The organism is Ignavibacteriales bacterium, assembly GCA_016700155.1.
Lineage (GTDB): Bacteria > Bacteroidota > Ignavibacteria > Ignavibacteriales > Ignavibacteriaceae.
Genome location: CP065001.1, coordinates 1,111,698 through 1,136,160 on the forward strand (window position 1 = coordinate 1,111,698; position 24,463 = coordinate 1,136,160).

The window sequence follows — 24,463 nt, forward strand, 5'->3', positions numbered from 1 at the left end:
GGTTTGATTTTAAACAGATACCCGTTTGTAAAAAAGTTATAAAGATGACATCTTCAGGAAAAGATGTCATCTTTAAAAATTAACATACTACACTTCACCCCTTTTTTTTCTCTGCAGTCCGTACTTACTGATCTTGTTGTAGAGAGTTACTCTGTCAATGTTAAGCATCTCCGCGCTGCGCGAGATGTTCCATTTATTCTCGTGGAGTATAATGGTGATATGCTTCTTCTCCATTGCGGAAAGACTCTTATCGTGACCATCATAATAATAATTCTGTGAGCTTATCCTGAATGGGAGATCATCAACTTCAATCGTTTCTTTCTTACTGACAACAACAGCTCTTTCAATTGCGTTCTCAAGTTCGCGTACATTGCCGGGCCATTCGTAATTCATCAGGAAATCCATAGCCTCACGTGAAAAACTTTTTTCACATTTATTCATTGACGCAGTAAATTTTTTGAGGAAGTGATCTGTCAGTATTGGTATGTCTTCAATCCTTTCACGTAGTGTAGGCAATGCAATTGAAACAACATTCATTTTGTAATACAGATCTTCACGGAAGGTACCTTCCTTAACCATTTCATCGAGCGGTGCATTGGTCGCTGCAATAAGACGGAAGTCCGTTGCAATAGCATCAGTACTTCCTATACGCTGGAACTGTTTTGATTCAATTATTTTGAGAAGAGCGAATTGCATACTTGGTGAAAGTGATGCGACTTCATCAAGAAATAAAGTTCCTCCCGCGACAGTTTCCAGCTTACCTCTGCGTTTAAAATGTAAACCTGAAAGTGCATCCTTCTCATGTCCGAACAAGTCGCATTCAATTAGCTGATCAGATAACACACTGCAATTAACCGATACAAACGGTTTATACTTGCGTTGACTGTTTGTATGGATTGCTTTTGCCAGCAGTTCTTTACCCGTACCGTTTTCACCTCTTATGATGATATTTGTGTCGGTAGGCGCAACAGTTGTTACCTGCGCCAGGATCTTTTTCATTTCTTTGCTTTCACCGATAAGCGCATCGGGTGTTACCATCTGATCGATACTGCTTTTTAGTGCGATGTTTTCAAGTTTCAGTTCACGCTGCTTTACAGCGTTCGCGGCAAGATGAGAAAGTTCATCAGGATCAATTGGTTTTGTGATATAGTCGAACGCGCCGTTCTTCAAAGCTTTTATTGCTGATGGGACTGAAGCAAATGCAGTGATCAGAATTACTACCACATCAGGGTCAACCGCTTTAACTTTGATGAGAAGATCAAGTCCGCTCATTCCGGGCATTTTCATATCAACGAACAGCAGATCAAATTTTCCGCGTTCAAATTTTTCAAATGCGGATTCACCGTCTGATGCGGTCTCAACCAGGTAACCATCTTCTTCAAACCAGTGTTTAAGTGATTGCCTGACAATTTGTTCGTCATCGACTATCATTAGTTTTGCTTTTTTGTTCATATCGCTTCATTAAAATTTGTTAGTGGTAGTTGAATTAACATTGTTGTGCCCCTTGCCGATGTCTGCTCAACACGCATTTTGCCTTTATGCTGATTAACAATTCCGTATGCAACAGGAAGTCCTAATCCTGTTCCGCTTGTTTTTCCTTTTGTTGAAAAGAATGGTTCAAAGATGTATGGCTGATCTTCTTCAGCAATTCCTTTGCCTGTATCTGTAATTCTTATGTTTGCAAATTCTTCATCAGTTGTTAAATGTATGTCTATTGTTCCCTCTGTCCCAATTGCCTCGATTGAATTGACAATTACAGCGACAAGCGCCTGAACAATTTTCTGACTGTCGCAGTATACTTCGGGATTCTCACTGCAGTATCTGTGTATCACTTTTATTTTATTCATTTCAAAGTGATGGCGGAGAAGCATTAAACTTTTATCAATGATGTCGGATAAATAATTATTGGAATAATCGGTCGTACCTTTACGCGCAAACAACAGAAGATCTTTAACAATTTTTCCGCATCGTGTTGATTCGTCCGAGATGAGTTTAAGGTAGCTTATCATTTCAGTGAAATCATTATTCTCATTTAGCTTTGCTAATTTTTTTGAAATAAGTTTTGAATAAGTGAGAATACCCTCCAGAGGATTATTCAATTCGTGTGCAACAGTTGCAGAAAGTTTGCCCAGTGAGGCAAGTTTTTCAGTCTGTGATATTTGTTCGTAAATGTTTTTTAGTTCCTCGTTCTTCTCATTCACCCGCTGATTAAGTGTTTCAGACCAGTCCTTAATTTCTTCGTATGCAGTTTTAAGTTTGTTGGACATTAAATTAAACTGAAGCGCCATCTGACCAAGTTCATCCTTTGAATTTATATCAATCTGGTAATCAAGTATACCGTTTGAAATTTCTTCAATACCCCTGGATATCTTACTAAGTGGTTTTGTTATCACAATGGCAATCAGAAGGATTGAAAAAACTGAGATGAGTGCAGTTATTATTAAACCATTCGAGAAGAGATCGCTAATGTTAGCTTTTACAAGTTCATCATTTTTTTCTGTTGAGAGAATTACATCAAGTACACCAAGTATTTTTGTATCGGATGAATGTGCATGACAGGCATCGTTATAACAGTCCTCATCATTTTTTATCGGATTGATTAATCCAATTACTTTACGACCATCAGTCCTTGTAAACTCTCTTATCATTTTTTCTTTTGGAAGAATGTGAGGAAGTTCTTTCTGTGAATGACAAACAACACAGGCTTCATTATACTTATCTACAAATTGTCCTATCTCACTTGCATCGGTAGAAAAACTTATATGCCCGGATTTGTTGTATATTCTTATCCTCTCAACACCTGATTCAGTTCCGACTGTATTGATTATCTGGTAAACATCTTCGCGCCTGTTTAACAGCATACTATAGCGTGTGGATTTTTTTATAAGGTCGCTTGTATTAAAAGCACTTTCAGAACGTGCTTCAAGCAGATTAGCTTTTAAATGTTTGTGGGTTATGTAAGTGTAAATTGCAAGGTTGATCAGCAGGATGGTGGAGATGCCAAGTATAAGCTTTATACTAAGCCTGCTGAAGAGTCGTTTTATAATTTTTAGCTTGTCCCACATTTTATTTTATGAGAGTTCATACTCCCTACATGAATGGATCACAAAACCTGACGTAGATATACAATAATTAGTCCACTTTGCTGAATTTTACAACGTGAAATCGGGCTTCAATACAAAGCAAAAAAAGGGGAATTAATTGCAGTGTTGAATAATTTCTCATTAACGGCAAAAAGAAAAATCCCTGCTTGTCAACAATGAGAAAAAAAATAATTGCTGAATATCAACCGTTAAAAATGTTGTTGTTAAATCATTCAATTTTTCTCTTTATTGAAACTCAATTGTTAATATCTACAACAGTTGTTCTGGCATAATTTTCTATTACTTGCACCAGCGTGATGAATAATTTTTCATCAATGATTTTTCAGTAGAAATACCGGGGACAAAATGGCTAAACAAAACCGAAGAGACTTCTTCAAAACCACTGCACTGCTCGGCGCCGGAATAACCGGGTTATCTTCCAAACCTGCCAAAGCTGCACCTGAAAATATTTTATCCGAAGACCGTATGGGAGTACTGGTCGATACTACCGTCTGCGTTGGCTGCAGGAATTGTGAATGGGCATGTAAAAATGCTCACGATCTTCCCGCAGGAAACATTGAGGATTACGCAGACAGATCAGTTTATGAGAAGATGAGAAGACCAAATGATAAAGCATTAACAGTGGTGAACGAATATAAAAATCCCACGAATGTTTCACTTCCGTACGATGTTAAAGTTCAATGTATGCATTGCGATCATCCGGCGTGTGTTTCGGCCTGCATAGTTGGAGCGTTTTCAAAGCAGGAGAACGGCACTGTTCTATGGGATACGGATATGTGCATAGGCTGCCGCTATTGTATGGTTGCTTGTCCTTTCCAGATTCCGGCTTTTGAATATGAAGAAGCATTATCACCTGATATAAAAAAATGTGATTTTTGTTTTGACAGAACAAAGGAAGGAAAACTTCCTGCCTGTATTGAGATTTGTCCGGTGGAAGCACTTACATACGGACCACGTACTGAACTGATTAAAATTGCCCGCGAAAGAATTAAACGAAATCCTGAAAGATACGTTGATCACATTTACGGCGAATATGAAGTTGGCGGCACAGCCTGGATGTATCTGTCAGGTGTTGAGTTTGAAAAATTAGATTTCCCGAAACTCCCCCAAAATCCCGCGCCCGGTGTTTCTGAATCAATCCAGCATGGAATATTCGCTTACTTCGTTCCACCTGTTTCACTTTACGCTTTGTTAGGCGGACTTATGTGGATAACAAAAAAGCGTGACGAGAAGGAGAAGGTGTAACAATGGAACATGTAAATGCTGAACCGGTATTAACAAAAAAATTCTGGACACCAGGAGTAATGATTCTTGCTGTGATTGCAGTGAACGGAATTGTTTTTCTTCTCGGTCGATTCTTATTCGGGATGGGTGCAGTAACAAATTTAGATAATCAATTCCCCTGGGGTTTGTGGATTGGAGTTGATGTTGCAGCCGGTGTTGCGCTTGCGGCTGGCGGTTTTACTACAGCAGCATTGGGTCACGTTATGCACAGGGAAAGATATCATGCTGTTGTTCGTCCTGCATTACTTACTGCAATGCTTGGTTATACATTCGTTGCGTTCGGAGTGTTTGTAGATATCGGACGTTATTATTTTATCTGGCATCCTCTCGTTATGTGGAACGGTAATTCCGCGTTGTTTGAAGTTGGTATTTGTGTGATGATATATCTTACTGTTCTGTATATCGAATTTCTGCCGGTTGTAACAGAAAGGTTCATCGGCAAGGTTAAACTTCCCGGATTCATTTCAAAATTTAACAAGCCGGTGGATTCGCTGCTAAGAGTACTTGACAGGGGATTATCAAAAACAATGTTCATTTTTATTATCGCGGGAGTTGTTCTTTCATCATTGCATCAGTCTTCATTGGGAACATTGATGGTGATAGCCGGTTCAAAAATGCATCCTCTGTGGCAGACACCAGTTCTTCCTTTGTTGTTCTTGCTATCCGCTATTGCAGTCGGATTCCCAATGGTAATATTTGAATCGCTTATTGCATCAAGATCATTCGGATTAAAACCTGAAATGGATGTACTATCCAGGCTTGGAAACATGGTTGCCCCGATCCTCGGAATTTACCTCGCTGCAAAAATAGGTGATATGTTCATCAGGGAAACATTTGTTTATCTCGGTGAAGTAACAACTGAAAGCGTAATGTTCACAATTGAAGTTGTTGTAGGAGTAATTATCCCGTTAAGGATGTTCCTTTCTCGTACAGTATTAAAATCACCGACGCTGATATTTATTGCAGCAGCACTTGTTGTCTTCGGCGTTTTCATAAACAGGGTTAATAATTTTATTGTTGCTTATACACCACCTTATGCTTCGCATTCATACTTCCCGTCATTTGGAGAAATATCTGTAACAGCAGGTTGTGTTGCTTTACTTGTTCTTGCGTACAGGTTTATTGTAATGAACTTTCCTGTAGTAAGTGGTCACGATAAAAAGCACACACCAAAAACAAAGTATGCTATCAGGGGGACAGGAAAATGAAAAAAGTTTTATTTCTTATTTTGATTTTATCAGCAGTACTTGCTGCCCAAAACAAAATTAATTCAAACCATTCACGGCAGCTTATTGATTGTAAATCATGCCACGCATGTGATCTTCCAACAAAACAGAACCCCTGTCTTCTTGATTGTCCAAGAATGGAATTGATAACCGTACATCAGAAAGCTTCTGATAGTCCGGAAGCAATCGTTATCAGTAAACTTGAATCACAATATAATTCAGTTGTGTTTTCGCACAGGATACATGCTGAGATGTCTGATATGTCGGGAGGTTGTGCCGGCTGTCATCACTTTAATACTTCAGGACCAATACAAAAATGTGAGAACTGTCATGAAGCTAACCGTAAAAGAGAAGACATAAGCAAACCAGACCTCAAAGGTGCGTATCACAGGCAGTGTATGGATTGTCACCGTGAATGGAGCGGTTCAACTGATTGTGTTTATTGTCATAGTCTGAAGTCTGATAATAAATCAGGCGACCCGATGCAGAAGGTAAAACAGATTTCGGAAAAGAAACATCCTGAAGTAAAGGAGCCGGAAAAACTTGTTTACAAAACCAATTCTGATAGAGGTTCGGTTGTAACTTTCTTCCATAACGAGCATACAAAACTATTTAGTCTTGATTGTAAAAGTTGTCATAAGAATGACAACTGTGTCAGCTGCCATAAGCTTGATAAGAAAATCTCGACTGTAAAAACAACCAGCAGTGAGTCGCTGAAAAAATCATTTGAAGAACAGCATAAACGATGTATATCATGTCATGAAAAAGATGATTGCAATTCATGTCACTCAGATAAAGAAAAACTGCCATTCAATCATGGTGTAAGTACAGGCTGGGAGTTGAGCAAATATCACAAACAGTTGAGCTGTCAGAAATGTCATGGTTCGGGAAATAAATTCAAAAAACTGGATCGTAAGTGCGAATCATGCCATAAGAATTTTGTTTCCGGTTCATTCGATCATAGAGTAACCGGATTAGTTCTCGATGAGACCCACAGCAGCTTTGATTGTGGTGATTGTCATTCAGAAAATAATTTCAGCAAAAAGCCTGATTGTTCTAATTGTCATGAATCAGACTTTTCTTTCCCAAATAAAAAACCGGGAAAGATAATTTCACTTAAAAAGTAATTGAGCGATACGTTAAGATATGTTCAGAAATATTTTTCATAAGATAGGCTACAAACTGATATTCGCCGTCGGCATTACGACGCTTCTTATTATCAGCGTGTTTGCTTATTTCAATATAAGGACAAACAGCAGCGCCCTTCTTGAAGAAGTTGAAAATCATGCTAACCAATTAAGTGAAACGGTAAAATACAGCGTTCATTATGATATGATGTTGAATCAGCGTGAACGCATACATAAAATTATTAATACCATTGGCGAACAGGAAAGTATCAGGGAAGTTCGTATTCTGAATAAAGTCGGTGAGATTATTTATTCTTCACACGAGAATGATATTGGCAGGATGGTTGATAAAAAAGCTGAAAGCTGCTATGCATGCCATGCCGCAGATCAGCCGCTGGAAAAACTATCAATCACACAGAGGACGAGAATATTCCGGCTGCATCCTGATTCATCACGTGTACTTGGTATAATCAATCCCATTTACAATGAAGAATCGTGCTGGGCTGCAGATTGTCATGCTCACTCAAAAGATCAGACAGTGCTTGGTGTACTTGATGTTACTATGAGTCTTGATGATGTTGATAAAAGCATTCAGACAATTGAAATTGAAATTGCAATCTTCGCACTCATAGCTATTGCGGCAATCAGTTTTATTATCGGAATGTTAGTAAGAAAAATGATAGACACTCCCGTTCGTGAACTTGTTGATGCAACCAAGCAGGTGGCAAGCGGAGATCTGAATTATTCAATTAAAGATAAGGGCAATGATGAATTAGGCTTACTTGCCAGGTCATTCAACAATATGACTAAAAAACTTTCCGAAGCCAGAATGCAGTTATTTCAATCGGATAAACTTGCATCACTCGGAAGATTAGCAGCGGGTGTCGCGCACGAAATTAATAATCCGCTTACTGGTGTGCTTACTTACAGCAGTTTCCTGCTTAAGCGTACACAGGATAATCCTGAAATACAGGAAGACCTGAAAGTGATTGTCAGAGAAACAAAAAGAAGCAGGGAAATTGTTAAAAGTTTACTTGACTTTGCCCGACAATCCGTACCAAAGAAAAATGCCGCCGATCTTAATGAGATAATAAATCAATCAATAACTGTAGTTGAAAGCCAGCTTACTTTAAACAATGTAAAGATAGAGAAGCATCTGGATGCTGAGCTTCCCCGCATAACTGTTGATTCAAACCAGATGCAGCAGGTATTTATCAATCTTGTTGTTAATGCTTCCGATGCCATCGGAAAAAATGGAGGCACTGTTACAATCTCAACTACGTTGCTAAAACGTTCACCGGTTGGTATTACACAGATAAAGAAAGCTTCATGTCCCAAACGTCATGATCTGACTGATAATGAAATAAAAATTGACGGACTTCCATCGATTAAAATAAAAGCAAAATCAAATAACAGTGAAGGGTTTATTTACCTTGATCCTGTTTACGGAAAAAACCGGCATCAGTATGATGTTTCTCTCGAACTTAAAAAAGAAATTCAAATGATGTGTCCGCAGTGTAATACATCACTCACAGACGAGACTAAGAAATGTCCTGATTGTGGTGCGCCAGTTTTTTACCTGGAAGTCCCTCAGCACGGCAGATACGAAGGATGCAGCAGAAGAGGCTGCAATTGGCAGCGCTGGGAGGCAGTGGACCAGTCGGGACAAAAGGAATATGCTGAAATTAAAATAAAGGATACAGGCTGCGGAATACCCAAGGATGAACTGCCGAGAATTTTTGAACCATTCTTTAGTACGAAAGGACAGAAGGGAACAGGACTTGGACTCGCTGTTATATGGGGTATCATCGATAATCATGATGGTTCAATTAGTGTTGAAAGTGAGCAAGGCAAAGGAACAGTGTTTACAGTAATACTTCCGGTGAGTAAATAAAAGTATGAGCAGGAACGCAGATATATTAATTGTCGATGATGAACAGGTTGTGATTGACGCTGTAAAAAAAATCTGTTCGCTTGAAAAAATAAATGTCGACACCTCTCTTGATGTAAGTGATGCTGTAAAAAAAATATCTGGGACTAAATACAATTTAATTGTCTGTGATATTATGATGCCTGAAGTTGATGGATTTCAGTTCCTGGATCTGCTTGTTCAAAAAAAAATAGATACTCCTGTAGTAATGACAACAGGCTACTCAACTGTTGAAAATGCAGTAAAGTCACTCTACAAAGGTGCAATTGATTTTATTCCAAAGCCGTTCACTGCGGATGAAATGCTGAATGCAATATTGAGAGGTCTTCGTTATGCAGAAATACAAAAAATGATTTCTGCTAACCGGACCAATCAGGATGATACGATAATTTATGTGCCTTGCCCGGCGAAGTATTCAAGACTCGGATATTCAAGCTGGGTCTCGGTTGAAAGAGATGGAACAGCATTAATCGGATTGACAGATCTGTATACAAAGATCATAAGTTCTTTAAAGGAAATTGAACTCTTCAGAATCGAAGAGGAAATAGTACAGGGAAACACTTGCGCTATTATCACAGATATTAATGAATTGAATCATCCCGTTCTTTCACCTATAACGGGAAGAATAATTGAAAGAAATGAAGAAGTAACAAAAGAAGCATCTGTAATTGAAAAGGATCCATACTTCAAAGGCTGGTTGTACCGCATTATTCCTTCAGATGTTGAATATGAATTGAAAAACCTTGTCCCATGCAGCTCAGACAGATTATGAGGATGAAAAAAAATAAAAGTATAGTTGAACAGTTTACGCCAAACGAAATTTATTTCAAGGAGAATTAATAATGGCACTCTTTATACTCGCAATAGTAATATTCGTCATTGCTGATATTCTTATTAGAATGGTCGGCAGAAAAATGCAGGAGAAAAAAGTAAAACTTGAAAGGGAGAACGTTCTCCAGGAAAGTCTTAAACTTGACTTCAGCAAGGAAGCTAAAACATTAAAACGTGCAGAAGTTGAAAATCCAAAAGCGCGGATACTCTGCGTTGATGATGAAGAAGTTATTCTCGGCAGTTTCAGAAAAATTCTTGTACTGGACGGCTACTCTGTTGATACTGTTGAAACAGGTCAGGAAGCACTTGGGCTTATTCAAAAACATCATTATGATTTTGTGTTCACAGACCTGAAGATGCCTGAGATGAGCGGTGTTGATGTTACGAAGTCGGTAAAGCATATGAGACCTGATATTGATGTTATAATTATTACAGGTTATGCTTCAGTTGAAACAGCAGTTGAATGTATGAAGTACGGTGCAATGGATTATGTTCAAAAACCATTTACTGAAGATGAATTGCTTGAGTTCGTAAAAAAGACTTTAATTAAACGTCAGGATAGGATTGAAAAATTACTTAAACCAAAAGTTCATATATCACATCTTCCTGAAGCAGAATATTTTCACAAAGCGGAATTTGCTATACCAGGCGGAGTGTTCATATCAAAAAATCACTGCTGGGTTAGTATGGATCAGGATGGTTCCGCTAAAATCGGTATAGACGACTTTGCTAAAAAGCTTGTTGGTAAAATTGATGACATTGAACTTCCGAATCTTGGTATGAATGTAAAAACAGGTCAGCCTTTGTTTACAGTCAGGCAGAATAATAAAAGCATAACATTCAGTTCACCTGTAAGCGGTCAGGTTTCAAGTGTAAATCTTCTGTTGAAAGAAGATCTGGAATCACTTGATACAACACCGTATGAAAGGAACTGGTTCTGTGTAATTGACGCTGAAAACATGGACTCTGAAATTTCTAGTCTTAAAATTGGCAAAGCGGCAGTTTCATTTTTCCAGGAAGATATAGAATCATTCCGCTCACAGGTATCTAAAATATTAAAACAAAAAAATCAGGACTATCCGGATAAACCAACAGATGATTTATATGTAGGTGTTCTTGAAAATTTTGATGATGGGGACTGGGATAAAGTTACAGAACAATTTTTCAAAAGATAAATACTAGATAGCCCGAAAAAAAAGCCCTCGTAATGAGGGCTTTTTAATTTCAGTATTTATAATTCTCGCGCCAGAACTTTGCAATATCTTTTGGCAGAACATGCCAGTACTGACCTTCATATTTACTTTTAATGTATTCTAAAAATCCTGAATATAAACTGACAGGAAATTCTTCCGGACCATTTTTTTGTCCGTCAAAATTTACATAATCAGGATGTACATCAACAAGCACCATTCCGCCTTTTGATGCTATCCAATCAACTTTGTTTTTCCAGATGCTGTTGTCTTTTTCTTTCATGATAATGTACAGAGCAAAATCCTGCGGTAGTGTGTATGGAAGTTCGACGTAACCTTTGAAGTTTCCGTTTCCTTCAACCCAGAATGGGAAAATTGTTTCGGCACCATCGGGCTGAGGTTCAAACGGATCGGTATCAAATGTTGATGCATCGTGTTCAATGTTCAGATTGTGAATCCACTCCAGGTTATGGTGCATTGCCGGCGATCTGAAACCGACTGAATTCCAGTCTTTTATATATTCATTTATTTTTTTTGCGCGGTAAAGAAAAGTTTCTTTCGATTCGTAAAGTCTGCCGTCATGATTTAAACCATGCAGTCCAACTTCAAAACCATTTCTTACCATTTCATCGCGCAGGTTAGGATCTACTTTATATCTTTCAGGTACAATATAAAAGCATGACCGAAAGCCCAACTCCATTTCGAGTTTCATTAATTTTTTGCATTTATCATGACCACCTTGCAGTTCAACGTCGTGTGTAAGTACGAGAGCAAACTTTTTATTTTCAGGCCAGCCCTTCCAGTTTTTAGGTGGTTGTGCTGCCTTTTCCAAAACTGGCCAAACATTTGCAAACTTTTTTCTCTGTGAGCGAACAAGAATTCTTCTCATCATAAGCTGAAGAGAGCGGGGAATTAACGGACGCGTGAGGTAATAAGCTTTTTTTAAACCGGAATTTGCCATTGTGGTTTACTTAATCCTGCTGTAAAAATTAATTGATAAATAACATATGAAATGGTTGAGAAGGCTGAAAATCTTCCACCCATTAAAGTGACTCCGCAACTTTGCAATCCTGATACTGACTTGATCAAATCAGAGAAACAAAGAGTATTCCCCGTTTTGTATTTCAATATAAACAAAAAGTTTAATCTCTGAAAAGAACTTTATTTTTTAACTAGAAAATTTCCGATCGCAAGATATTTTAATCCTGACTGATTAAAAACATTCAGCGCATCTTCCGGTGAACAGACAATGGGATAACCATGAAGATTGAATGAAGTATTCAACACTGCGCCTATGCCGGTTAACTTTTCAAAATGCTTAATAAGCTTATAGTAATCAGGATTCCAGCTTTCATAAACAACCTGCGGTCTTACAGTTTTATCGTACGGATGACTTGCCGCATAAATTTTATCATGATCTATTTTTGAATCAAAACTCATAATCATATATGGATAGTCCATTTTCTTGGGGTTTACCACATAGTCATCCATTTTATCAGATAGTATTGAAGGCGCAAAGGGCATCCAGAAATCACGGTTCTTTATCATTTCATTAATTGTTTTTATCACATCTATCGATGCCGGGTGAGCCAGTATTGAACGGTTGCCAAGTGCTCTTGCACCAAACTCCATTCTGTTTTTGAATCTTGCAACAACTTCGTGATTTGATAAAAGTAAGGCTGCTTCGTTTTCTATATCAGTTGAACGGTGAAAATTATATTTACCTTCTTTTAATATCTTCTCAATGTATGCGTCCTTGTATTCCGGACCGAAGTATAAATTTGAAAGTACTTCAAGTTTTTGCGGGTTACCTTTTAATTCACTCTGGTTGAAGTAAGTATAATAGCAAGCACCCATTGCATTTGTAGGATCGCCGCAGGATGGATAGACAAAAAGTTCACTTACTTCCGGAAGTTCAAGAATTTTTTTGTTCGCTTTAACATTTAGAAAAATTCCTCCGCTCAAGGCTACCTTGTTAATACCTGTTACTTTTATGCAATTTTTTACCCACTCAGAAAGAAACTCTTCAAGAAATTCCTGTGCTGCACCGGCGATGTGATCGAACCTTGCCTGTTCGATCGATTTTTTAAAAAACGAATAGCTATACTGAGTATGCGGACATCCGTTTGTCCGTTGCCAGGTTATTCCTTTATCCACATCATTGAAACGGAAATATGAACGGAACTTTTCTAAAAGATGTTTATGCTTTGATGAATGTGAATAAGGCGCTAATCCCATTACTTTATATTCATGTTCTTCAGGAACCATTCCCAGAAGGAATGTTATCATTGAGTAAAAGTATCCTAATGATTCACTTACATTCACACTTGCAAGTCGTGTCATCATTCCGTTTTCACCAACTGAAACTGTTGCACAGAGACCATCACCTCCTCCGTCATTTGTAAGAACAAGTACTTTTTCATTTCGCCACCAGGGTGAAGCAAAATAAGCAGCGGAAGCGTGTGAAAGGTGATGGGCGACAAAAGAAATCTGCTCAATCCTGAAGCCGCAATTCAAAGCCATATTGATTCGTTCTTTTGTCCGGCGTTTAACAACATAATTGTAAATGAATTTTCTTTTTGCCGCACGTTTTAACAAGGTACAAAATGATGAAGACTCAAGGTATTCATTCATTAATTCTTCCCGGTTTTTGTAAGCCGGCATATGTTTACTGCTGAAAACAAATTTATCGATGTCAGACGGTTTTAAATTGCATTGATCCAGAATGAACTTTAAAGAATTGGTAGGGAATGATGATTGATTTTTTATGTGAGTTAATCGCTCCTCTTCAATTGCGAATTCTATTTTACCATTATTCAGCAGGCATGCGGAAGCATTATGTCCGTCATGAATACTAATGATTTTCATGATTTCTCCGAATGTAGTATACCCGTCTTCATAGAAGTGTTAGTCCCCGGCAGATATTTCCGATATTAATAATGAGTTTACTTTGTAAATGCTGTTTATATCCGTATACCAATTTAATGAATTATTGAATATGTATAAATCGTATACCAGACAAATCTATTATTTTTGATGAATGGTCATTTATTATTATCCCATATGCTTGTAAAAAATATCACCGATTTTTTTGAGCAGTGTTACCGGCAAATGTTTAAAGATGGATTCTATTCCGTAAGCCGGGTGAATAATTTTTTTTATGAATACTTTTCTCCGGACGTCATACTTGAAATATGGGATTAAACGTTCTTCACAACCCCAGCCTAATTTGTAGTGTCGCAGTCCTGCCGCTGTCAAATCAGTTCTGCCAAAATCTAAATTTAAATGACCTGCTGCTTTGTAATATGTTATTGCCTCCCACATAATCAAATTGTTAGCGCGCAAATGTTTATACTCCATATCCGATGCTCCAAATTTAAACAACGCCTTATTACCTATATGGAAGAACATCGCCCCAGCTATGTATTTCCCGTTGTGAGATGCAAGCATTAATATCCCGGAATTTTTCTTTATGATACTCTCGTGAATCTGTCTGTAAAAGTTCAACGGTTGTGTAGGAAGTCCATGTCGTTTCCGGGTGATAGACATAAGCTCATAAAATATTTTAATTGAGTTGAAATCATCAGTAATATCAACCCTGACATTTTCCCTTATAGCTTTTTTGATATTTCTTTTTGTGTTCAGTGTCAGGGAATTAAAAATATCTTCAACAGATTTTCCAAGAGACAGGGAATGACCCAGTACATAATTGTAAATGTTTTTTTCCGGAAAGAAATTCTCACCTCCGCGAAATTCAATCGTCCTCCATTCATTCAAAATTCCTATCTCATAAATTTTACTCAGGAACGATTCTGCGTCGAGTCCGATCTCATTTATTGGTTCACAGTGGTCACTAAAAGGCAGTGATATTGCGCGTCTGTGAGTAAATGAACTGTTTATCTCCATCAGTGGAAGAAGGAATTTTACTGTATTATCACTTTGTGATAAAATATAGAATGGCTTATATCGATAAGAATTGACAAGAACTTCAGCCCACATTGAAGTGTGGAAAAAAGAAAAATTATCCTTTGTTGTAAGTGATTCATTCCACGAAAAATCGTGTAATAGATTTACAATTGTTAGCTCTGACTCCAAATCATTTCCTGAAACGAACCGTGAACTGACTTATTTATTTTGTGCAGCTTTATCCATATCGGCTTTTAATTGTGCTGCAAGCAGCTGTACATAGGGTTCTACCAGCATACCTCTTGGATAAATAGGGAGAGTAGTAATATCAACTCCCTCTGCTGCCAGATTTCCCCAACCGAATTTTTCATCTGTATAACCGGTAAAATCTTTTTTGGGTTTGTACAATTTAATTTTACCCGGATAAAGCCTGGGCTCATAATCAGCCTGTGCTTTATCATTAATCTTATCTATCTGTAGGTGATGATATTTTAAAACTTCATCCGGTCGGAATTTACCCGCGATTTTATTTTTAAAAAGTCCCCACTTCATCTTTATACGGTTTAGTTCGATTGTGAACTTTTCAAATAGAAACTTTTTCCTTTCGCCGGACCTGATCGAATAAGCATTCTGAAAATGAAATACTACATTCTCAATAGTGCTGTAGTATTTCTGAAAGGGCGGTAACTGGTTACAGTTAGATTTGATGTTATATGTTTCAAGCATTCCCAGGAAGGCAATTTCGTCACCATTAGATTTCAATTGCTGAGCCATCTCAAAAGCTATGGCACCGCCAAGACAATAACCGGCGAGGTAATATGGTCCATCAGGCTGAAGTGATTTTATCTCATTGATATAGTCGGCAGCCATCTCTTCAAATTTTGTATGCATATCATATTGACCATCGAGTCCTCTCGATTGCAAGCCATAGACCGGCTGATCCTTGCCCAACTGATTTGCGAGTTCCCGGTATAACAATACATTGCCTTCAGCACCGTGCACTAAATACAGCGGCGGTTTTGTTCCGTTAGGTTGAATAGGAACTAAGGATGACCACAATTTTTTATGGTCTTTTTCTTTTATGATGTTTGCTAACAGTTCAATTGTAGGAGCCTGGAATAGTATCGCAAGCGGTATGTTAACTCCGAATATCTTTTCTATATTCGCGAACAGTTGTGCGGCTAACAGAGAATGTCCGCCAAGTTCAAAAAAATTATCCTTAATCCCGATCGGTTTTACCTTAAGCATCTTTTCCCAAAGTGCAGTTAGCTGAATTTCAATTTCATCTCTCGGTCCGTTGAATTCACCTGTCGATTCAGTCTTAGAGGCGGAAGGTTCAGGTAAAGCCTTTCGGTCAATCTTTCCGTTTGGAGTTAAAGGAAATTCTGATAAAAATTCATAGTGCGCCGGAATCATATATTCAGGAAGACTGATGCGGAGAAAATCCCTTAAATCATTTGTTACGGGGTTCCTACCGTTTGTTGGAATTAAATATGCAACTATCCGTGTATCACCTGAAACCGGTTGAAAAACTGTCACAACCGCTTGTTTTATTTCCGGGTGATTTCCCAAAGCAGATTCAATTTCACCAAGTTCTATTCTGAATCCTCTTACTTTCACCTGGTGGTCAAGTCTTCCAAGAAATTCTATAAACCCGTCACTTCTCCATCTGACCAGATCACCAGTTTTATATATTCTGGACTCACCATTGGTGAAGGGATTTTTAATAAATTTTTCATTCGTTAGTTCAGGACGATTTAAATATCCGCGGGCAAGTCCATCTCCTCCAATATGTAACTCACCGGCAACACCTATTGGAACGGGTTGATTGTTTTTATCCAGAATATAAAACTGCGTATTGGCAATTGGTTTACCAATTAATACAGGTCCGTTTTCATTATCAATCTTTTTTACTGCTGACCAGATTGTGGTTTCAGTCGGACCATACATATTCCAGAGTAGCTTTTCTCTTTTTATTAAGTCACTCGCGAGTTCTGCCGGCAACGCCTCGCCGCCGCAAAGAATTTTTATGCCCAACTGTTTATCCCAGTTTGCTGCGAGCATCAATCGCCATGTAGATGGAGTAGCCTGCATTACTGTAACAGATTTTGTTTTGATCAAATTAATTAATGCTTTACCATCAAGAGATGTTTCTTTCGGCACCAACAAAACTTTTGCGCCTGCAATGAGTGGTAAATAAATTTCCAGACCAGCGATATCGAATGAAAGAGTTGTTACCGACAAGAGCACATCAGTGTTTGTCAATCCCGGTTCTTTTAGCATTGAAACCAAAAAATTAACAACAGCTCTTTGTTCTATTTGAACTCCTTTGGGCTTTCCTGTTGAGCCTGATGTATAGATGACATACGCCAGGTTTGATGAATTACTCTTAACTGATGGATTCGTTTTTTCTTTTTCCTGGATTTTCCGTTTCTCAGTATCAATTAAAATTTCTTTACCCTTAAATCCGGCAAAGCTGCCTGATAAACTATTCTGTGTTACAAGTGTTTGAATACCCGCATCCTCTAACATATAAGCCAGTCTGTCCTGCGGAAATAATGGATCCATTGGTACATAAGCGCCGCCGGCTTTCATGATACCCAGAAGAGCAACAACCATTTCAATTGAACGTTCGAGATAAATTCCAACCAATGATTCCTGTTTAACGCCGTGTTCAGCCAGATAAAATGCCAGTTGATTAGCTCTTTCATTTAGCTCTTTATAGCTTATCGTTTCTTCTCTGAACTCAACAGCAGTTTTATCCGGATATTGTTCAGCAATATTTTCAAAAAGCTGATGAATGGTTTTGTCGGAAGGATATTCAAAAGAAGTTTCGTTCCAGCTTTTCAATGTCAATTCTTTTTCATCCGCAGAAAGTACTGTCAGTTTTGCAACGCTTGTTTCAGGATTGTTAACTATACCCCGCAGAAGCGTACTGAAATTACTGAACATTCTGTCGATCGTAGATTCTTCAAACAAATCAGTATTGTATTCAAACAGACCGGAAATACCTTCTTCATCATCCCACATCCAAAGTGTGCAATCAAATTTTGATGTTCCGCTGTGAACTTCGAAGGACTCACATTCTAATCCCTCAAGGTATAATTTCATTGGAGGATCCTGGAACATAAAACTTACCTGGAATAGCGGATTGAAACTCCCATCTCGCATCGGGTGAAGTTGTTCAACTATTTGTTCGAATGATACTTCCTGGTTAGAATGAGCTCCGAGAGTAACATCCCGAACTTTATCCAGCACCTGTTTGAATGAATCAGTTTCAGAAAAAGAAGTCCTTAATGGAAGTGTATTCATACAGCATCCCATCACTTCTTCAAGTCCGGGTTGATTCCGGTTGGCAAACGGGCATCCAACCGTAATATCGGTTTTATTTGTATACCTGTGAAAAAGAATTTTAAAAGTTGTAAGCAGAACTACAAAAAGAGATTTTTTCTCGCGCCGGCTGAACTCACGGATTTGTTCACTCAGTTCTTTACTGAATTTTACTTTTCTTTCCGCACCAACAAATGTTTGTCTTGAAGGACGTTGCCTGTCAGTAGGTAAATCCAAAAACTGAAGCTGACCTTCAAGCTGCGACTTCCAGTACGCAAGTTTTTCATTCACAGCAGCAATTTGTGCTTCTTCTCTCTGCCAGATGACCATATCTGCATATTGAATTGACGGCTCAGGAAGTGAGTGGTTACGGTTATTGATTTTAGCTTTATAGATTTCCGTTAATTCATTTGTGAAAGCCAGAACCGAGGTGTGATCAAGAATGATATGATGAAAATTAAAAAGCAGGATTGATTCATCATCTTCAGTCAAAATTATTCCTGATTTGATCAGCGGACCTGTAAATAAATTGAAAGGAGCTATTGTATGATTTTTTATTATTTGATCAGCGAGTAATTTCTTGTCAGTTTTTTCTCTTAGATCATGAACTTTTAATGGTAAAAATAATTCAGATGCGATGTACTGCTGAAGTGCTCCTTCAGCAAGCGCAAAAGTTGTGCGGAATGTTTCATGGCGATGTATTATCTCGTTAATGCTTTGCTCAAGTGCACTAATGTTTACTTTACCTTTCAGTTTAAAAGCAAACGGAATATTATACACAGCGCTATCCGGATCCACCATATGCAGAAACCACAACTGCTGCTGTGCATATGATGCCGGGAATGCATAAACTTCATTTGTCGGAGTAACTTGATTATGATCGGTCAAAATATCCTCAGTTCGATTCACAAGTTATTATAATTTGAAAGATTAATATTTTCACACAGTTAAAATATAATGAACTTATTTAACCCGATACGCCTGTCTGGAGACAGAAGAAATTACCGTAACAGGTTTATCAGATTTTGATTCACTTGCTTTGTTAACTTCCCGGGCGAATGCTGCTATAGTCGGTACTTCAAACAGGTTACCCAGTGAAAGATCTATTGAAAACTTTTTTCTTACTTTCATTACTATTCTTGTAAGTAATAACGAATGTCCACCAAGTTCAAGAAAATCATCGTTAATTCCTATCATATCAACGCCTAATACTTCCTGCCATACCTCTGCAATTGTCTTTTCAACGTCCGTTGATGGCGGAATATATTCAGTAGAAAGATTTGGTCTGGAAGATTCACCTGTAGTTGCAGAATCAGCAGTTGTTGTCTTATTTCTATCCGATCGGATCATGTTGTCGAACAGTGCATGAAGATTTTGTGATACAACAATATACTGTGGCAATGAGGGATTATCCGCGATCATGGAGAAGACCTCTGCACCTTCACCCGGAAGTATACCTTCACGCTGTCCAAGCTGCAAAATGTTATTACTCATTGCTTTTGGATTTACAGGATTATGTACACCTTCAATACGTTCAGTGTGACCGGATTTTTGTTTTGATTCTGATAATTTATCATCTCGGTTAATTTTTTTCATCACAAAGTCTTTAACTTCAATCAAAACGCTTCCTGATTCGTCAGCGATAGTGATATCAAACACCAGAGAATTTAGATTATTGTTTTCCGAAGGTAGATATTTTATATGACTATAAAACGATTGAGGCAGATCATTGTAAACAACAACCTTTGAGTATGAAAAGGGGAGATAAAAATCTTTATCCGGATCAAAGCCCGCTAGTGATTGAGCACAGCCTGTTGCCGTGTCCATCAATGCAGGATGCATTCTGAAATCGGATATTTCGGATTTAAACTCCGTTGGGATCTGAATTTTAGCAATTGCCTCGTTAGTACCATATCTTAATTCAACAAGATTTTTCCAGCGGGCACCAAAATTCATGTGCGGATGATTAATTTTTTTATCTTGTATCGGGATTACTTTACCGCAGTTCGAAATTATTTTCTCTAACTTAATTTTTTCACTGTTTGCACGCTTAACAGTGCTTATGAATCCACGTACATTTTCCTCCCAGCCTGATCCGGCTGAAACAGGTTTTGACAGAACTGTAAATTCATATTCGTCATCAACTTTGTTGAGTTTTATTTTTAACTCCTTCGTTTCATCCTGCTTTAAAAGTACTGGTGAAAGAAAGAATGTATCTTTAATTTGATCAACCGAATCTGCTTTACCGTTTTTAACGGAAGCCAACGCTAACTCCAGGTAACCTGTTCCGGGAATTATATAATCGCCTTGTTTGGTCTGATGTTCATTAAGTATCCAGAAATTTTCGGGCTGCAGCAGGTTTGTAAATTCCAATTCATCGGGATTATTTATTGAATTAATACCAAGCAAAGGATGCTCTGATTTTTTTCCGCTGACAGGCTCTTCGATTATTCCAAGACTTTGGGCAATTCTTGCGGCCATACCGACTTCCTGCCACTGTCCCCAATTAATTGAAATAAATCTTGTCCCTTCTGAATCCTTTTTTGCCTGCGCAAGAGCGTCAAGAAAACAATTGGCTGAGGTATAATCAACCTGACCAGTCGGTCCCAGAATTGCACTTGCTGATGAGAACATAATTATAAATTCAGGGTTGTATTTTTCAGCTAATTCTGCTAACAATAAAGTTCCGTGTACTTTTGGTGCTAAAACTTTATGCGCATCTTCCTTTTTCTTGAACAGGATAACACCGTCATCAATTGTACCGGCGGAATGAATAACACCATTAATTTTTCCAAAATTATTTTTAACTGATTCGAATAATTTTTCCAATTGAACCGTATCAGTAATATCAGCTGAAACATATTGTATCTCAGCTCCAAAATTCTGGATCTCAATCAGTTTATGAATAGTATCTCTAAGTCTTAGATTCTGTTTTTCCGATACAATTATTTTTCCCCATTCCTCCGAAGGCGGAAGCTGCTGCCTTGAGACAAGCACTAAACGCGCATGATATTTTTTTGCAATATCCTTTGCCAGGGTAAGGGATATGCCTCCAAGTCCGCCTGTTAAAATATAAACCCCGCCATCTTTAAATAGCGGTTTTTGCTTTTCAATACTATTTATGTTCAGTTTCTCAAAGGTCTGCACGAGTCGGTTACCATCTCTGTAAGCAATGGTGCTATCCTTAAACTCTCTGTTGAACTCAGATAAAATTCTTTCAATTGTTGTTTCAACCGGTGTATTATTCTCAATATCAATTGCTGAACATTCGATGTCAGGAAATTCTTTTGGAATAACTTTTACGGGACCAAGATTAACTGACCGAATATATGAGTTTATCTTTTCTGTTCCTGTTTTATGAACAGAATCAGTTACTGAAATGATTTTAATCTTCTTTTGCAAATCCTCATTGCCAAGTGCTTGGGCAAGAAATAACAGGCTGTAAAAATTGAAATCAATTTCATGATTTATTTGTTTGGTAATTTTATCATTGCTTTCCGTAGTACCCCATGCGTGTAATACAAAATCAGGAAGCATATTAGTTTTGGACAGATTCTCTATCAACAAAATAAAATCATCGTGACTTCCCGCATTTAGTGAGTAAGATACTTCGTTGTGTTTAATGAAACTTTCACCGTGTTTTACAGTAATCACATGTTGATTGAGTTCAGAAAGCCTGCTATTCAGTTTTACCGATAAATCATTTTCAGAGATTAATAACAACCATGATTTTTTTGTATTCTTAAATTCAGATTCGTTAAAAGCAGCGAATTCCGATTTCTTCCAGACGGGTTTTGAAAACCAGTCAGACAGGTTTGTGATTTTTTTCAATGGATCAGAGTCTTCTATCATTCTGCCTGAACTCTTACCTGGCTCAATCCAGTATGGCTGGTGATCGAATGCATAGGTAGGGAGGTTGATTCTTTTTCTTTTTTCGTTCCCGCGCACCAAGGACCACTGAATATTTAAACCTGCCAGCCACAATCTTCCCACTGATCTCAGGATATATTCGTAGTCTGAAACTATTTCCTGAGGATGCCGCAGGGACGCAATTACGGAGTGTGAATTTGTTTTTGAAGGGTGGCTTCTGACTAATGAACTTAATGTATTGCCGGGACCAACTTCTAAAAATACACTGTTTGATTCCTTTAGAATCTCAGATAAGCCGTCGGCAAAACGGACAGTTTTTCTTAGGTGGTTAACCCAGTAATCAGGTGATGTAGCTTCTGATTTTTTAATCCATGTTCCGCTAAGGTTTGATACAAAAGGAATTTTTGGTTCACTTAGTTTTACTTTAGCCCAACCTGCTCTGAATTCTTCTAAATATGGGTCAAGCATTTTTGAATGAGCCGCAACAGAAATTTTTATTCTGTTTGCATCTACACCGTCCGCTTTTAATTTTATTTCTGCTTCACTAATTGAATCTACGGTACCTGAAAGTACAGTAGTACTTTCACCGTTAACAACAGCGACGGATAAATTTTCATTCGTGTACGTCAGTACTTCAGCTTCCGGCAATGGCACACTGAGCATTCCGCCTTCCGGCATCTTTTCAAAGATTCTTCCGCGTAATTCAACCAGTGCCAATGCATCTTCAAGTGACATTACATCTGATATACATGCGGCTGCATATTCGCCCATACTATGCCCGGTCATTGATGATGGTTTTATTCCCCACGATATCCACATCTTTGCCAGGGCGAATTCAGTTATAAATATTGACAGAATTGAATTTAAAGGTTTCTGTAATTGCGCGGCAGCTTCTTCAACTTTATCTGCTTCGGGAAAGAAGAGCGGCTGTAAATCAAGGTTGAACTTTGATTTCAGTATTGAAAGACATTTGTCGAGCTCCTCGCGGTAGACATTTTGATGAATGTATAACTCTAATCCCATATTCGGATATTGTGCGCCGCCTCCGGGAAACATAAATACAACAGATGGTTCCTGCCCCTCATGGATATTTCTAAATAATCTTTTGGGATCTTTCTGTATTAAAATCTCACGCGCTTCTGAAGTATTTTTTGCGACAAGAATTTGTCTGGCGCTGAATTCCTTTCTTCCCGTCTGAAGTGTAAAAGAAGTATCTGCAAGGTTCACTTCTTTTTCTTCTTCAAAAAAGTCGATGAATTTTTTTGTAACGCCATCAATCGAGGCCTGGTTCCTTGCAGACCAAACTAATAATTGATATGGTTTCGAAGTACCTGAACTCTGAAGTGCAGGCGCTTCCTCGACTATTACGTGCGCATTTGTACCACCGACTCCGAGTGAACTAACCCCTGCGCGCCTTGGGATATTTGAAATTGTCCAATCGGATAATTTATCATTAACGTAAAAAGGACTGTTTTCAAAATTTATTTGGGGGTTGGGTTTTTCAAAATTTAAACTTGCAGGTATTTGTTTGTGTTTAAGTGCCAGAATAGTTTTAATAAAACCGGCAACACCGGCGGCAGTATCAAGGTGACCTATGTTTGTTTTTAGTGAGCCTATCCTGCAGTACTTATTTTTCTTAGTGAATTTTTTAAATGCTTCAGTCAATGCTGTTATTTCAATCGGATCACCTATTGCCGTGCCTGTTCCGTGAGTTTCAATATATGTGATTGTTTCCGGATTGATATCAGCGATTGTCAACGCCTCAACTATTGCTTGTGATTGACCATCAACACTCGGCGCCAAATAACCTACCTTCATAGAACCATCGTTATTTATTGCCGTTGCCTTAATTACACCATGAATTATATCACCATCATTAATCGCATCCTGTATGCGGCGAAGTACAACCACTCCGGTACCGCTGCCGAATATTGTTCCGGAAGACTGATGATCAAACGCACGGCAATGCCCGTCAATTGAGAGTATTTCACCTTCTTCATAAGTGTATCCGCGCTTTTGCGGCAGTTCAATTGTAACACCTCCGGCAAGTGCCATATCGCATTCACCATTCAGCAGACTTTGAACCGCAAAATGTATTGCGACAAGTGAGGTTGAACAAGCTGTTTGAACATTCACACTTGGTCCGGTAAGATTAAAATTATATGATACTCTTGTAGTTAAAAAATCTTTGTCATTGCCTGTATGTCTTAATAAAAATAATCCCGTCGACTTTATAAGTTTAGGATTGGTAAGAATATTGAACATGAAGTATGAATTCATTCCACAGCCGCCGAAGACTCCTATTGGTCCGTTAAGTCCCTCAGGGGTATATCCCGCATCTTCAAGCGCTTCCCAGGAACATTCCAAAAAATGCCTGTGCTGCGGATCCATTATTGCCGCTTCTTTAGGACTTAATCCGAAAAACCCTGCATCGAACATTTCGACTTCATCAAATACAACTCCGGCTTTTACGTAATTCGGGTTGTTCAGATGTTCTTCGTCTACTCCGGATTTTCTCAGATCCTCGTCGCTAAAAAAAGTAATTGATTCCTTTGCTGATACAAGATTTTTCCAGAACTCGTTGTAATTCTTTGCATCCGGCAGGCGGCATGCCATACCTACTACTGCAATGTCGGAGTCATTATAATTCAATTGTTTCTCCATT

Annotated in this window: 13 protein-coding genes; 6 read left to right on the plus strand and 7 right to left on the minus strand. The window is 38.2% G+C overall.

What is annotated here, in order from left to right:
* Positions 1-87 precede the first annotated feature (87 nt).
* Together IPM56_04625 and IPM56_04630 are read right to left on the minus strand one after the other, a co-directional pair.
* Complete coding sequence (locus IPM56_04625; protein QQS37243.1) at positions 88-1,452, minus strand: sigma-54-dependent Fis family transcriptional regulator; 1,365 nt, start codon at positions 1,450-1,452, stop codon at positions 88-90.
* Positions 1,449-3,065 (minus strand): HAMP domain-containing protein, encoded by a 1,617-nt coding sequence (locus IPM56_04630; GenBank protein QQS37244.1) that lies wholly within the window; start codon positions 3,063-3,065, stop codon positions 1,449-1,451. Before IPM56_04630 ends, IPM56_04625 begins: the two co-directional genes overlap by 4 nt.
* 384 nt (positions 3,066-3,449) lie before the next feature.
* On the opposite strand from IPM56_04630, the gene IPM56_04635 reads away from it, so the two are divergent.
* From IPM56_04635 to IPM56_04660, 6 genes are all read left to right on the plus strand, one after another.
* Positions 3,450-4,349, plus strand: coding sequence for a 4Fe-4S dicluster domain-containing protein (locus IPM56_04635; GenBank protein ID QQS37245.1), 900 nt, complete (start codon positions 3,450-3,452; stop codon positions 4,347-4,349).
* Positions 4,350-4,351: 2 nt separating this feature from the next.
* The gene (gene hybB, locus IPM56_04640; protein QQS37246.1) at positions 4,352-5,596 is read left to right on the plus strand and encodes a Ni/Fe-hydrogenase cytochrome b subunit; all 1,245 of its coding nucleotides are present in this window, start codon (positions 4,352-4,354) and stop codon (positions 5,594-5,596) included.
* Complete coding sequence (locus IPM56_04645; protein ID QQS37247.1) at positions 5,593-6,741, plus strand: hypothetical protein; 1,149 nt, start codon at positions 5,593-5,595, stop codon at positions 6,739-6,741. The genes hybB and IPM56_04645 overlap by 4 nt, the downstream gene beginning before the upstream one ends.
* A gap of 19 nt (positions 6,742-6,760) precedes the next feature.
* Positions 6,761-8,635 (plus strand): HAMP domain-containing protein, encoded by a 1,875-nt coding sequence (locus tag IPM56_04650; protein ID QQS37248.1) that lies wholly within the window; start codon positions 6,761-6,763, stop codon positions 8,633-8,635.
* Positions 8,636-8,639: 4 nt separating this feature from the next.
* The gene (locus tag IPM56_04655; GenBank protein ID QQS37249.1) at positions 8,640-9,443 is read left to right on the plus strand and encodes a response regulator; all 804 of its coding nucleotides are present in this window, start codon (positions 8,640-8,642) and stop codon (positions 9,441-9,443) included.
* 70 nt (positions 9,444-9,513) lie between these two features.
* Positions 9,514-10,677, plus strand: a complete 1,164-nt coding sequence (locus IPM56_04660) for a response regulator (protein QQS37250.1) — start codon at positions 9,514-9,516, stop codon at positions 10,675-10,677.
* 49 nt (positions 10,678-10,726) lie between these two features.
* Here the strand turns inward: IPM56_04660 and IPM56_04665 are convergent, their stop codons facing one another.
* The 5 genes from IPM56_04665 to IPM56_04685 form a co-directional block, all read right to left on the minus strand.
* Positions 10,727-11,653: a polysaccharide deacetylase family protein gene (locus IPM56_04665; GenBank protein ID QQS37251.1), complete on the minus strand. Its 927-nt coding sequence runs from the start codon at positions 11,651-11,653 to the stop codon at positions 10,727-10,729.
* A gap of 200 nt (positions 11,654-11,853) precedes the next feature.
* Positions 11,854-13,560: a hypothetical protein gene (locus IPM56_04670; protein ID QQS37252.1), complete on the minus strand. Its 1,707-nt coding sequence runs from the start codon at positions 13,558-13,560 to the stop codon at positions 11,854-11,856.
* Between the two features lie 186 nt (positions 13,561-13,746).
* Positions 13,747-14,787, minus strand: coding sequence for a GNAT family N-acetyltransferase (locus IPM56_04675; protein QQS37253.1), 1,041 nt, complete (start codon positions 14,785-14,787; stop codon positions 13,747-13,749).
* A 30-nt stretch (positions 14,788-14,817) separates the two neighbouring features.
* Entirely contained in the window at positions 14,818-18,816 is a 3,999-nt protein-coding gene (locus IPM56_04680; GenBank protein QQS37254.1) for an amino acid adenylation domain-containing protein, read from the minus strand.
* A gap of 75 nt (positions 18,817-18,891) precedes the next feature.
* On the minus strand, positions 18,892-24,462 hold the full coding sequence (locus IPM56_04685; protein QQS37255.1) for an SDR family oxidoreductase: 5,571 nt from the start codon (positions 24,460-24,462) through the stop codon (positions 18,892-18,894).
* Between the last annotated feature and the right edge of the window lies 1 nt (position 24,463).

Coding starts and splice junctions, on each gene's coding strand:
- IPM56_04625 (QQS37243.1), bottom strand. CDS start 1,452: ATGAACAAAAAAGCAAAACTAATGATAGTCGATGACGAACAAATTGTC.
- IPM56_04630 (QQS37244.1), bottom strand. CDS start 3,065: ATGTGGGACAAGCTAAAAATTATAAAACGACTCTTCAGCAGGCTTAGT.
- IPM56_04635 (QQS37245.1), top strand. CDS start 3,450: ATGGCTAAACAAAACCGAAGAGACTTCTTCAAAACCACTGCACTGCTC.
- hybB (QQS37246.1), top strand. CDS start 4,352: ATGGAACATGTAAATGCTGAACCGGTATTAACAAAAAAATTCTGGACA.
- IPM56_04645 (QQS37247.1), top strand. CDS start 5,593: ATGAAAAAAGTTTTATTTCTTATTTTGATTTTATCAGCAGTACTTGCT.
- IPM56_04650 (QQS37248.1), top strand. CDS start 6,761: ATGTTCAGAAATATTTTTCATAAGATAGGCTACAAACTGATATTCGCC.
- IPM56_04655 (QQS37249.1), top strand. CDS start 8,640: ATGAGCAGGAACGCAGATATATTAATTGTCGATGATGAACAGGTTGTG.
- IPM56_04660 (QQS37250.1), top strand. CDS start 9,514: ATGGCACTCTTTATACTCGCAATAGTAATATTCGTCATTGCTGATATT.
- IPM56_04665 (QQS37251.1), bottom strand. CDS start 11,653: ATGGCAAATTCCGGTTTAAAAAAAGCTTATTACCTCACGCGTCCGTTA.
- IPM56_04670 (QQS37252.1), bottom strand. CDS start 13,560: ATGAAAATCATTAGTATTCATGACGGACATAATGCTTCCGCATGCCTG.
- IPM56_04685 (QQS37255.1), bottom strand. CDS start 24,462: ATGGAGAAACAATTGAATTATAATGACTCCGACATTGCAGTAGTAGGT.